This window comes from Streptomyces flavofungini (assembly GCF_014650815.1).
Taxonomy (GTDB): Bacteria; Actinomycetota; Actinomycetes; order Streptomycetales; family Streptomycetaceae; genus Streptomyces; species Streptomyces flavofungini.
The window spans coordinates 24,304-36,507 of record NZ_BMVR01000005.1 but is presented as its reverse complement, the minus strand read 5'-3'; the positions used below and the strand labels follow the sequence as shown (position 1 = coordinate 36,507).

General features: G+C 71.8%; 10 protein-coding genes and 1 pseudogene. All 11 read left to right on the top strand.

The genetic code is table 11. From position 1 onward, the window contains the following. Positions 1–94 precede the first annotated feature (94 nt). The gene (gene mshD, locus IE274_RS13540; RefSeq protein ID WP_190115971.1) at positions 95–1,030 is read left to right on the top strand and encodes a mycothiol synthase; all 936 of its coding nucleotides are present in this window, start codon (positions 95–97) and stop codon (positions 1,028–1,030) included. A gap of 138 nt (positions 1,031–1,168) precedes the next feature. Then, positions 1,169–1,651: a GntR family transcriptional regulator gene (locus IE274_RS13535; RefSeq protein WP_190115970.1), complete on the top strand. Its 483-nt coding sequence runs from the start codon at positions 1,169–1,171 to the stop codon at positions 1,649–1,651. Next, positions 1,648–2,587 (top strand): annotated as a pseudogene (locus tag IE274_RS13530) (ATP-binding cassette domain-containing protein). Before IE274_RS13535 ends, IE274_RS13530 begins: the two are co-directional and overlap by 4 nt. Next, positions 2,584–3,558 carry an ABC-2 membrane transporter-related protein gene (locus tag IE274_RS13525; protein ID WP_190115969.1) on the top strand — a complete coding sequence of 325 codons (975 nt, stop codon included), beginning with the start codon at positions 2,584–2,586 and terminating at the stop codon, positions 3,556–3,558. Before IE274_RS13530 ends, IE274_RS13525 begins: the two are co-directional and overlap by 4 nt. Positions 3,559–3,655: 97 nt before the next feature. After that, the gene (locus tag IE274_RS13520; protein ID WP_372446998.1) at positions 3,656–6,049 is read left to right on the top strand and encodes an RNA degradosome polyphosphate kinase; all 2,394 of its coding nucleotides are present in this window, start codon (positions 3,656–3,658) and stop codon (positions 6,047–6,049) included. Beyond that, on the top strand, positions 6,030–7,241 hold the full coding sequence (locus IE274_RS13515; RefSeq protein WP_372446999.1) for a CHAD domain-containing protein: 1,212 nt from the start codon (positions 6,030–6,032) through the stop codon (positions 7,239–7,241). Before IE274_RS13520 ends, IE274_RS13515 begins: the two co-directional genes overlap by 20 nt. Continuing rightward, a complete protein-coding gene (locus IE274_RS13510; RefSeq protein ID WP_190115968.1) occupies positions 7,238–7,666 on the top strand; it encodes an NUDIX hydrolase in 429 nt (142 codons plus the stop codon). Before IE274_RS13515 ends, IE274_RS13510 begins: the two co-directional genes overlap by 4 nt. A gap of 351 nt (positions 7,667–8,017) precedes the next feature. Continuing rightward, positions 8,018–9,139: a phosphate ABC transporter substrate-binding protein PstS gene (pstS, locus tag IE274_RS13505; RefSeq protein ID WP_190115967.1), complete on the top strand. Its 1,122-nt coding sequence runs from the start codon at positions 8,018–8,020 to the stop codon at positions 9,137–9,139. A gap of 104 nt (positions 9,140–9,243) precedes the next feature. Next, on the top strand, positions 9,244–10,269 hold the full coding sequence (gene pstC, locus IE274_RS13500; protein WP_190115966.1) for a phosphate ABC transporter permease subunit PstC: 1,026 nt from the start codon (positions 9,244–9,246) through the stop codon (positions 10,267–10,269). After that, entirely contained in the window at positions 10,266–11,345 is a 1,080-nt protein-coding gene (pstA, locus tag IE274_RS13495) for a phosphate ABC transporter permease PstA (RefSeq protein WP_190115965.1), read from the top strand. Before pstC ends, pstA begins: the two co-directional genes overlap by 4 nt. Before the next feature lie 56 nt (positions 11,346–11,401). Beyond that, on the top strand, positions 11,402–12,178 hold the full coding sequence (gene pstB, locus IE274_RS13490; protein ID WP_190115964.1) for a phosphate ABC transporter ATP-binding protein PstB: 777 nt from the start codon (positions 11,402–11,404) through the stop codon (positions 12,176–12,178). Positions 12,179–12,204 lie beyond the last annotated feature (26 nt).

Here is a 12,204-nt window from a genome sequence, read left to right as displayed (position 1 = left end):
GTTGCCTTTCGTCGGCGGAGGCGCCTCGGGTCGGCGTCATCGCGCTGACGCGCTCGATACTGCCCAGCCTCTCCGTCGCCGTACCCTCGGACCCATGACTGACGACCAGGCCCCCGCCCCCCTACGCCAGATCGACACCCTCGCCGAGCTGACGGCCGACCAGGCCGCCGACGTTCTCGGGCTGCTCGCCGACGCGGCCCGTACCGACGGGCAGCAGGCCGTGTCCGAGCAGGGGCGGCTGCAGTTGCGCGGCGGGGCCCGGGAGGGCGTACGGCATCTGCTGCTGACCGTCGGCGGCGAACTGGTCGGCTATGCGCAGCTCGAGGACACGGACCCCGTCGAGGCCCCGGCCGCCGAGCTGGTCGTGCACCCCGCGCACCGCGGGCACGGGCACGGCCGGGCGCTCGGCACCGCGCTGCTCGCGGAGTCGGGGCGGCGGCTGCGGGTGTGGGCGCACGGCGGGCACTCCGCGGCGCGCCACCTCGCTCAGGTCCTCGGCCTCAGCCTGTTCCGCGAACTGCGGCAGATGCGGCGCCCGTTGGCGGACCTGGACCTGCCGGAGCCGGTGCTTCCGGAGGGGGTGCGGGTACGCGCCTTCGTGCCCGGCGAGGACGACGCCGCGTGGCTCGCGGTGAACGCCGACGCCTTCGCCCACCACCCCGAGCAGGGCTCCCTCACCCAGCGCGACCTCGACGACCGCAAGGCCGAGCCGTGGTTCGACCCGGCCGGGTTCTTCCTCGCCGAGCGCGACACCGGCAGCGGCGGCGCCGAGCTGATCGGCTTCCACTGGACGAAGGCGCACGCGGCGGAGCGGCTCGGCGAGGTGTACGTCGTCGGGGTGCGGCCCGGCGCGCAGGGCGGCGGGCTCGGCAAGGCGCTCACCACCATCGGCCTGCGGCACCTCGCGGCGGCCGGGCTGCCGACGGCGATGCTGTACGTCGACGCGGACAACAAGGCGGCGGTGAGCGTGTACGAGCGGCTCGGGTTCGTGACGCACGAGACGGACCTGATGTACCGCACGGAGTCATAGGGAAGCACCTCGGCCGCGAGGCCGCGCGCGCAACGGCCCGGCCGCGCGCAACAGCCCAGGGGGCGGCGTCACTTGACGCCGCCCCCTCTCTTGCACCACCCTTTCACTACTCAATTAGTGAAAGGGTGGTGCTAGGCAGTGGTCGAGTACCGCATCGACCGGCGCAGTGGCGTCGCCACCTACCTCCAGATCGTCCAGCAGACCCAGCAGGCCCTGCGCCTGGGCCTGCTGGAGCCCGGCGACAAGCTGCCCACCGCACGCGAGGTGGTCGAAGCCACCGCCATCAACCCGAACACGGTCCTGAAGGCCTACCGGGAGCTGGAGCGCGAGGGCCTGGTCGAGGCCCGCCGCGGCCTCGGCACCTTCGTCCGCAAGTCGCTGGGCGGCGCGCCCGCCGACTCCCCGCTGCACGGCGAACTCCTGGAGTGGGCCGCGCGCGCCCGCGCCGCGGGCCTCGACCGGGACGACGCGGCCGCGCTGTTCACGGCCGTACTGGAGGAGAAGTTCCCGCAAGCGCAGTCCGTACCGCACGGCACGACCACCGCGCGGTCCGCACGGCACGGCACGACCGCCGAGCGGTCCGCACCGCACGGATCAACCACCGGAGGGGACCCCGCATGACCGACACCGCCATAGAGGGGGCCGACCTCACCCTGGCCTACGGTCGCCGCCGCGCACCCGCCCTGCGCGGCTGCTCCTTCCGCCTCGCCGCAGGCCGCGTCTGCGCCGTCGTCGGCCCCAACGGCGCCGGGAAGTCCACGCTGCTCGCCCTCGCCGCGGGCCTGCTGCGGCCCACCTCCGGCAAGCTGACCGTGCTCGGCACCGCCCCGGCCGCCGCCCGCCCCAAGGTCGCCTACGTCGCCCAGGCCAAGCCGCTCTACCCGCGGCTCACCGTCACCGAGACCCTGCGGCTCGGCGCCGAGCTCAACCCGGAGCGCTGGGACGCCGCACTCGCCGCCCGCGTGGTGGCCGACGGCGACCTCGACGACCGCGCCCGGGTCCGCTCCCTCTCCGGCGGCCAGCGCACCCGCGTCGCGCTCGCCCTCGCGCTCGGCAAGCGGCCCGAACTCCTGCTCCTGGACGAGCCCATGGGCGACCTCGACCCTCCCCCAAGCTCTTAAGGAGCAGGGGGGACCCCCTTCCCGCCACCAGCTCATGGGCACCCTGATGGCCGAGGCCGCCGAACACGGCACCACCGTCGTCATGTCGTCCCACATCGTCGGCGAACTGGCCGACGCCTGCGACCACTTGCTCCTCGTCTCCGGCGGCCGCATCCGGCTCGGCGGCGGCATCGACGACCTCGTCCACGCGCACGCCCTGGTCACCGGCGCCCGCCCGCTCACCGACCTCGCGGCGCACACCGTCGTCGAGTCGCACGCCACCGGCCGCGGCCTCACCGCCCTCGTCCGCACCGAAGGACCCCTCCGCCTCGACACCGGCTGGGACGTCGAAGAACCCTCCCTGGAGGAGCTGTTGCTCGCCCATCTGCGCACCCCCGAGACGACCGACCTGCTCACCCCGGGCGCGAACCCCGCCGACCGCGAGGTGGCGGCATGACGACCGCGTCCCTGACCCCGCCCGCGACCGCCCGCACCCCGCTCCTGCCCGGCGCCCACCGGTCCGTCCTGCGCCTGCACCGGACCGTCCTGTGGTCCGCCCTCGCGCTCGCCGTCCTCGCCGTGGCCGTGACCGGCTATCCGTACCTGGCCGCCCAAAGCCGCCCGGGGCTCATCGAGTTCCTCGGCGTCACCAACGAGGACGACCTGCTCTTCACCTACATGGAGCGGGCCGGCCTCGCCCTGCTCCTCGTGCCGCTGGCCGTCGCCGCGTTCACCTCGGGCCCGCTCGTCGCCCGTGAACTGGAGGCGGGGCTGCACCAGTTCGCGTGGCCCCAGGGCGACTCCCCCGCCCGCTGGCTGGGCGCGCGCCTCACCGTGGCCGGCGGGCTCGCCGTCGCCGCGGGCCTCGCCACCCTCGGGGTGTTCCGGCTCGGCAGCTCCGGCCTGGTGACCGCCCACGGCGGCCTGAGCTGGGCCGACAGCGCCAACTACCTGGCCACGGGGCCCGCCGTCGTCGCGTACTGCCTGCTCGCGGCCGCCGTCGGCGCGCTCGCCGGGGTCCTGGTGCGGCGCACCCTGCCCGCCATGTCCGCCGCGGGCGCCGTCACCGGCGCCGTCCTGTGGCTCCTCAGCAGCGCCCGCTGGCACCTCCTTCCGGTCAGCACCGTCGTCGACTCCAGCGCCCGCGCCCGCGCGGCCTGGTTCCCCGGCGGCGTCCCGGAGAACGCGCACGTCATGGACCAGGGGGCCGTCAACGCCGCCGGGGAGCGCTTCGTACCCGGCCAGTGCCTGCCGGACCTGCCCGACCCGTCCTGCCCCGCCGACACCGTCGTCATCCAGGCGTACGTGGACTTCCACCCCCGGTCGCATTTCTGGTACGTACAGCTCATCGAGTCCGGGATCGTCCTGGCCCTCGCGGCCGGGGCGGCGTACACGGCATTCTGGGTGCTGCGCCGTCGCACGCCCTGAGACGGTCGGTCCGTATACGCCTGGGGGTTCCCATGCGACCCCCCAGGCGTCATGTCGGCGTAACCATTGATTCAGACAGCCTTGCGACGCTCAGGCAATGCAGCCCCCCACCGTGCCCGATCCCGCGCCGGACGGAGCGCGCCAGAACGGCCAGATCCGTCTCGCGCCCGAGGCCTTCGGCGCGCCCGGAGCGGGCACCGCGCGGAACAATGGGCGCATGAGCGAGCCCACCGCGCAGTCCGACAGCCAGCACGCCGACGTCCCCCGAGTGCGCCACGCGCAGCCGTCCGTCGGCTCCCTCGCCGCCCACCGGCCGCACACCATCGCGGCCACGGTCTCCGATCTGGACCCCGACATCGACGCCGACCTGGACGGGTACGACGAGGACGCCCAGGCGGGGTACGGCGGGGAGGAGCTGCCGCAGGGCCGGTTCCTGGACCGGGAGCGCAGCTGGCTCGCCTTCAACGAACGCGTCCTGGAGCTCGCCGAGGACCCGAACACGCCGCTCCTGGAGCGCGCGAACTTCCTCGCGATCTTCGCCTCGAACCTGGACGAGTTCTTCATGGTCCGGGTGGCGGGCCTGAAGCGGCGCATCGCGACCGGCGTCGCCACCCGTTCGGCCTCGGGCCTGCAGCCCCGGGAGGTCCTGGAGCTGATCTGGTCCCGCTCCCGCGAGCTCATGGCCCGGCACGCCGCCTGCTACCAGGAAGAAGTCGCCCCGGCCCTGGCCGACGAGGGCATCCACGTGGTCCGCTGGAACGAGCTGACCGACAAGGAGCAGTCCCGGCTCTACACGCTGTTCATGCACCGGATCTTCCCGGTCCTCACTCCCCTGGCCGTGGACCCCGCGCACCCCTTCCCGTACATCTCGGGCCTCTCCCTGAACCTCGCCGTGGTGATCGAGAACCCGGTCACCGGGCACGAGCACTTCGCGCGCGTCAAGGTCCCGCCGCTCCTGTCCCGCTTCCTGGAGGCATCCCCGCAGCGGTACGTCCCCATAGAGGACGTCATCGCCGCGCCCAAGCACCTCCAGGAACTGTTCCCGGGCATGAACATCAAGCAGCACCACATGTTCCGCCTCACCAGGAACGAGGACCTGGAGGTCGAGGAGGACGACGCCGAGAACCTCCTCAAGGCCCTGGAGAAGGAGCTCATGCGGCGCCGCTTCGGGCCGCCGGTGCGCCTGGAGGTCGAGGAGTCCATCGACCGCAAGGTGCTCGACCTGCTGATGCGGGAGCTGAAGATCGGCGAGTCCGAGGTGCACCCGCTGCCCGGCCCCCTCGACCTCACCGGGCTCTTCTCCATCGCGGGCCTGGACCGGCCCGAGCTGAAGTACCCGAAGTTCGTCGCGGGCACCCACCGCGACCTCGCCGAGGTCGAGTCGGCGTCCGCGCCCGACATCTTCGCGGCCCTGCGCGGCGACCACGACGTGCTCCTGCACCACCCCTACGACTCGTTCTCCACGTCCGTGCAGGCCTTCCTGGAACAGGCCGCCGCCGACGACAACGTCCTCGCCATCAAGCAGACGCTGTACCGCACCTCCGGCGACTCCCCGATAGTGGACGCCCTGATCGACGCCGCCGAGTCCGGCAAGCAGGTCCTCGTCCTGGTCGAGCTCAAGGCCCGCTTCGACGAGCAGGCCAACATCAAGTGGGCCCGCAAGCTGGAGGAGGCCGGCTGCCACGTCGTGTACGGCCTGGTCGGCCTGAAGACCCACTGCAAGCTGTCGCTCGTGGTCCGCCAGGAGGGTGACAACCTTGTCCGTTACTCCCACGTGGGCACCGGCAACTACCACCCCAAGACCGCCCGCCTCTACGAGGACCTGGGGCTGCTCACCGCCAACCAGGAAGTCGGCGCGGACCTCTCGGACCTCTTCAACCGGCTGTCCGGCTACTCACGCCGCGAGACCTACCGGCGCCTCCTGGTCGCCCCCAAGTCCCTGCGCGACGGCCTGATCACCCGCATCAACCGGGAGATCCAGCACCACCGCGCCGGGCGCCCCGCCTACGTCCGCATCAAGGTCAACTCGATCGTGGACGAGGCCGTCATCGACGCGCTGTACCGGGCCTCGCAGGCCGGGGTGACGGTGGACGTGTGGGTGCGCGGGATCTGCGCGGTACGGCCGGGGGTCGCGGGCCTGTCCGAGAACATACGCGTCCGCTCCGTGCTCGGCCGCTTCCTGGAGCACTCCCGGCTCTTCGCCTTCGGCAACGGCGGCGAACCCGAGGTGTGGCTCGGCAGCGCCGACATGATGCACCGCAATCTCGACCGCCGCATCGAGGCACTGGTCAGGGTGATGTCCCCGGCACACCGGGCGACCCTGAACCGGCTCCTGGAGACCGGCATGTCGGACACCACGGCCTCGTGGCACCTGGGGGCGGACGGCAACTGGACGCGGCATGCCACGGACCCGGACGGCCAGCCCCTGCGGAACGTACAGGAGATGCTCATAGACGCCCGGAGGCGCCGGCGTGGCACAGCAACACCATGAGATGACGGCGGGCGAGACGCTGTCGGTCTACCTGCAGGACCAGGCGACCGACTTCCTCCGCTCGCTGCGGCTGCACCGCGAGTCCTCGACGGATGCGCACGGCGCCGAGGAGTCCCTGGCGGCGGCCCGCGCCCTGCGGCGCGCGTCCCGCCGGATCGGCGCCACGCTGCACACCTTCCGCCCCCTCCTCGACCCGGACTGGACCGAGTCCCTCCGCCCCGAACTCTCCTGGCTCTCCGGCACCCTGGCCCGCGAACACGCCTACGCCGCCCGCCTGGAACGCCTCCTGGGCGCCCTGCACCGCCTGTCGACCCCACCGCCGACCCCGGCCCCCCTGCCGACCCCGTCGGCCCCGCCGCTGCGCGGCGGCGGCTTTCCCGCACCCGCCGCTCCTGCCGCCGCCGGCGCTGTGGGCAGGCGTTCCGCAGGGCGCTGGGGGTCACCCCGCCCAAGCGAGGCCGAGAGCGGGGGCGGGTGGACACAGCCCCCGGCCGAGGGTGCCGATGCGCCCAGGTCCCGCCAAGGCGCCCTCCCGGCGCAGGCCCCGGGCTCCGGCCCCGCCAAGAAGCCCACCGGCCCCCTCGCCGTGGGCGCGGCCAAAGCCGCCGCGCTGCTGGAGCGCCAGCTCACCCTGGCCCGCACCCGAGCCCACTCGGCCGCGCTGCAGGCCTTCGGCTCCTCCCGCTTCCACGCGGTGGCGGACAACGTGGCCGTCCTCGCCAGCGAGGTCCCCCTGCACCCCACCCCGGACGCCGACCTCAAACCCCTGGCCGCGACGGCCGAGCAGCACCTGGCGGAGGCGGTGGCGGTGCTCCCCCTGATCAGGGCGGGCCACCCGTACAACGCGGAGGCCCTGGTCCACGGCCTCGCGGCGGACACCGCGCCGGAGGCGCAGGACGCCCCCTGGCTGCAGGTCCGCTCCCTGCTGCGCCTGCACCGCTACGCCCAGGAGGTCCTCCTCGGCGAGGCCCCCCTGGACCCCCGCATCCTCCAGGCGGGCCAGGCCCTGGACCTGCACCGCGAGGCCGCGGACGCGGCGGCGGCCGCCGCGGCGGCCGCCCGCACCCCCCGTATCGCCCCGGCCACCGCGTACGCCCTGGGCGTCCTGCACGCCGACCAGCGCCACGAGGTGGAGGCGGCGCGGTTCGCCTTCCAGCGGGCCTGGCTGCGCGAGGCGGTCACGGCGCCATGACGGGCCCGCCGGACCTGATCCGCGCGGCGGGCTGCGTGCTGTGGCGCCACGCGCCGGTACCGGGCGGCCTGGAGGTCTGCGTGGTGCATCGGCCGAAGTATGACGATTGGTCGCATCCCAAGGGCAAGTTGAAGCCGGGCGAGGCCGCACTGGCCGCAGCCGTACGCGAGGTAGAGGAAGAAACCGGCCACCAGTGCGTGCCGGGTCCACCCCTGCCCACGGCCCGTTACCGGACGAACGGCCGCCCCAAAGTGGTCCACTACTGGGCGGCCGAGGCCACCCACGGCCACTTCACCCCGAACCGCGAGGTGGACCGCATCCGCTGGCTCCCCCCGGCCGAGGCCCGCACCCGCCTCACCCAGCTCCGCGACCGCGAGCTCCTGGACGCCCTGCTCACGACGCCGCACCCGGCGGACGAGTCCTGACGGAAGTGCGCCGGTCGGGCCCGAGCCGGACACCGGGAGTGCCCGTTCACGCACGAAGAGTCACACTTTCCTGGTCGGCGGCACGCCACCCCGGGGGCGCGCTCGGCCTCGCGCGCGCCCCGCGACGTAATCCGACCGTGACCTAACCACAACGTCCGCGTAGGTTCACCGCGCGTTCACTTACGGCCATCGGTCACTTCACCTGATCTGCCTAATTTCGGCCCTACGTGATGCGTGGCGCGATCGCACAGACCGCCCGGGCAGCACGCGCTCGGCCCACGGCCACCCATGGCCACTCGTACAGACCTCGCACGCCGCCGGTCCGGCGGCTCCCGGAAGGAACTCCCGACAGTGAAGCTTCAGCGCATGAACCGGCGGGCCCTCACCCTCGGTGCTCTCGCCGTCTCCGGCGCCCTGGCCCTCACGGCGTGCGGCTCCGATGACACGGGCGACAAGGACGGCGGCAAGAAGTCGAACGCCGCCAGCAAGATCAGCTGTGACGGCGCCAAGGGCCAGCTGATGGCCTCCGGCTCGTCCGCGCAGAAGAACGCGATCGACGCCTGGGTCGCCAACTACCGCTCCGCCTGCAACGACGTGCAGCTGAACTACAAGCCCGACGGATCCGGCGCCGGCATCACCGCGTTCCTCCAGGGCCAGACCGCCTTCGCGGGCTCCGACTCGGCGCTGAAGCCCGAGGAGATCGAGAAGTCGAAGAAGGTCTGCAAGTCCAGCCAGGCCATCGACCTGCCGATGGTCGGCGGCCCGATCGCCGTCGGCTACAACGTGCCGGGTGTCGACAGCCTCGTCCTGGACGCCAAGACGCTGGCCGACATCTTCAACGACAAGATCAAGACCTGGGACGACAAGGCGATCGCCAAGCTCAACCCCGACGCCAAGCTCCCCGGCACCAAGATCCAGGCCTTCCACCGCTCGGACGAGTCCGGCACCACGGACAACTTCACCAAGTACCTCAAGGGCGCCGCCCCCGCCGCCTGGCCGCACGAGCCGGGCAAGAGCTGGGAGGCCAAGGGCGGCCAGTCCGCGCAGGGTTCCTCCGGTGTGGCCCAGCAGGTGAAGCAGACGGCCGGCGCCATCTCGTACATGGAGCTGTCGTACGCCAAGGAAGGCATCAAGACCGTCGACCTGAAGACGGGCGCCAAGGAGCCGGTCAAGGCCACCGTCGACAACGCCTCCAAGGCGATCTCCGAGGCCAAGTCGGTCGGCAAGGGCAAGGACCTCGCCCTGGAGCTGAACTACAAGCCGACCGCCGAAGGCGCGTACCCGATCACCCTGGTGACGTACGAGATCGTCTGCGAGAAGGGCAACAAGGCCGACACCCTGGCCACCACCAAGTCCTTCCTGACCTACATCGCCAGCGAGGACGGCCAGGCCGTGCTCAAGGACGAGGCCTACGCCCCCATCCCGACCGAGATCAACGCCAAGGTCCGCGAAACCATCAAGGGCCTGAGCTGACCTAAGCGCGCGGCCCGCCATCCGGCGGGCCGCGCCGTCCGGTGCACCGCCGCCAGGAGCCACCACCCGCACGGGCAGATGGCTCCGCAGACCGGAGAACCCCCATGGACATACCTACCGACACCCCGCCCACGCCTGCCCCCGCCGACGACGCCAGGCCCACGACCACCGAGCAGAAGCGCACCGCCCGCGGCGCCACCCGCCCCGGCGACCGGATCTTCCTCGGCCTCTCCCGCGGCTCCGGCATCGCCCTCCTGGCGATCATGGCCGCCGTCGCCGCCTTCCTGGCCTACCGCTCGTCCGTCGCCCTCGCGGACAACACCGGCAACTTCTTCACCACCTTCGAGTGGGACCCCGCCGGCATCTCCTCCGACGGCAAGCCCGTCTTCGGCATCGCCGTCCTGGTCTTCGGCACCATCGTGAGCTCGATCATCGCGCTCGTGATCGCCGTGCCCGTGGCCATCGGCATCGCGCTGTTCATCTCGCACTACGCACCCCGCCAGCTCGCCACCCCGATCGCCTTCGTGATCGACCTGCTGGCCGCCGTGCCCTCGATCGTCTACGGCCTGTGGGGCGCCATCGTGGTCGCCCCCAACCTGACCGGCCTCTACAGCTGGCTCGACGACTACTTCGGCTGGACCGGCATCTTCGAGTACGAGGGCGGCGCCCCGCGTTCCCTCATGACCGTCGGAATCCTGCTCGCGATCATGATCCTGCCGATCATCACCAACGTGAGCCGTGAGGTCTTCCTGCAGGTCCCGAAGATGCACGAGGAGGCCGCGATCGCCCTCGGCGCCACGCGCTGGGAGGTCATCCGGATGTCGGTGCTCCCCTTCGGCCGCTCCGGCATCATCTCCGCCTCGATGCTCGGCCTCGGCCGCGCGCTCGGCGAGACCATCGCCGTCGCCACCGTGCTCTCCCCCGCCTTCCTCATCAAGGCGTCCGTGCTCGACTACGGCGGCGGCACCTTCGCGCAGAACATCGCCAGCAAGTTCAGTGAGGCCGACGAGTACGGCCGGGACGCGCTCATCGCCTCCGGCCTGGTGCTGTTCGTCATCACGCTGCTGGTCAACGGCGCGGCCCGCATGATCATCGCGCGCCGCAAGGAGTACTCGGGGGCCAACGCATGAGCATCACGACCGTCAAGCCCACCGGTACCCCCGGCGGCAAGTCCGGCCCCTCCGAGCTCCAGGGCGCCCGCCTGCCCCGCTGGTCGCCGTACGTCATCGCCGTCGGCTCGCTGGCCGTGGGCTGCGGCATCGGCCTGGCCGCGGGCCTCGACTCCCGCATGCAGTGGGGCCTGATCGCGGCGATCCTCTTCGTCGCCGTCTCCTACGGCCTCTCGGCCACCGTCGAGGGCACCCGCCAGGCCAAGGACCGCCTCGCCACCTCGGTGGTGTGGGTGATGTTCCTGCTCGCCGTGGTCCCGCTCGCGTCCCTCATCTACGAGACGGTCAAGCGCGGCTCGAAGGTCTTCGACGGCTACTTCCTGTCGCACTCCATGGGCGTCGTCGCGGACGACGAGGCCGGCGGCGGCATCTACCACGCCATCATCGGCACCCTGGAGCAGGTCGGCCTCGCCTGCCTGATCGCCGTGCCGATCGGCCTGCTCACCGCGATCTACCTCGTCGAGTACGGCCGCGGCAAGCTCGCCAAGGCCGTCACCTTCTTCGTCGACGTGATGACGGGCATCCCGTCGATCGTCGCGGGTCTGTTCGTCCTCAGCTTCTGGATCCTGATCCTGGGCTTCGACTTCTCCGGCTGGGCCGGCGCCATGGCGCTGTCGATCCTGATGATGCCGGTGGTCGTGCGCTCCACCGAGGAGATGCTGAAGCTCGTCCCGAACGAGCTGCGCGAGGCGTCGCTCGCCCTCGGCGTACCGAAGTGGCGCACCATCCTGAAGGTGGTCCTGCCCACCGCGATCGGCGGCATCACGACCGGCGTCATGCTGGCCGTCGCCCGTATCGCCGGTGAGACCGCGCCCGTGCTGCTCCTGGTCTGGACGACCCCCTTCATCAACACGAACCCGTTCGACGGTGCCCAGGGCTCGCTGCCGCTGTACATCTACCAGCAGTACCAGTCGGGCAACCAGGCCGGTTACGACCGTGCCTGGGCGGCGGCCCTGGCCCTCATCGCGTTCATCATGATCCTGAATCTCGTGGCCCGCGGCGTAGCCCGCTGGAAGGCCCCGAAGACCGGTCGCTGACGCGGCCACGTTAGCGACCGACAGCAGCACCCTTTCCGAAAGAAGCAGTGATCCCCATGGCCAAGCGAATCGACGTATCGGGCCTCAACGCCTTCTACGGTTCCCACAAGGCGATCGAAGACATCTCCATGACCGTGGAGCCCCGCTCCGTGACGGCCTTCATCGGCCCGTCCGGCTGCGGCAAGTCCACGTTCCTGCGCACCCTGAACCGGATGCACGAGGTCACCCCCGGCGGCCGCGTCGAGGGCAAGGTCCTGCTGGACGGCGACGACCTGTACGGCTCCGGCGTGGACCCGGTGAACGTGCGCCGCACCATCGGCATGGTCTTCCAGCGCCCGAACCCGTTCCCGACCATGTCGATCTACGACAACGTCGCGGCGGGCCTGAAGCTCAACGGCTCGTACAAGAAGAGTGAGCTGAACGACGTCGTCGAGAAGTCCCTCAAGGGCGCCAACCTCTGGAACGAGGTCAAGGACCGCCTGAACAAGCCCGGCTCCGGCCTCTCCGGCGGCCAGCAGCAGCGCCTGTGCATCGCGCGGGCCATCGCCGTGGAGCCGCAGGTGCTCCTGATGGACGAGCCCTGCTCGGCCCTCGACCCGATCTCGACCCTCGCCATCGAGGACCTGATCGGCGAGCTGAAGGAGCGCTTCACGATCGTCATCGTGACGCACAACATGCAGCAGGCGGCCCGCGTCTCGGACCGCACGGCCTTCTTCAACCTCTCGGCGGTCGGCCAGCCCGGCAAGCTCATCGAGATCGACGAGACGGAACGCATCTTCTCCAACCCGTCGGTCCAGGCGACCGAGGACTACATCTCCGGCCGCTTCGGCTGATCCGGCCGCTCCGGCGCTCCCGCCGG

Bases quoted from the DNA above. Each gene is read 5' to 3' on its own strand.
- mshD (WP_190115971.1), top strand. From the start codon at position 95: ATGACTGACGACCAGGCCCCCGCCCCCCTACGCCAGATCGACACCCTC.
- IE274_RS13525 (WP_190115969.1), top strand. From the start codon at position 2,584: ATGACGACCGCGTCCCTGACCCCGCCCGCGACCGCCCGCACCCCGCTC.
- IE274_RS13520 (WP_372446998.1), top strand. From the start codon at position 3,656: ATGCAGCCCCCCACCGTGCCCGATCCCGCGCCGGACGGAGCGCGCCAG.
- IE274_RS13510 (WP_190115968.1), top strand. From the start codon at position 7,238: ATGACGGGCCCGCCGGACCTGATCCGCGCGGCGGGCTGCGTGCTGTGG.
- pstC (WP_190115966.1), top strand. From the start codon at position 9,244: ATGGACATACCTACCGACACCCCGCCCACGCCTGCCCCCGCCGACGAC.
- pstA (WP_190115965.1), top strand. From the start codon at position 10,266: ATGAGCATCACGACCGTCAAGCCCACCGGTACCCCCGGCGGCAAGTCC.
- pstB (WP_190115964.1), top strand. From the start codon at position 11,402: ATGGCCAAGCGAATCGACGTATCGGGCCTCAACGCCTTCTACGGTTCC.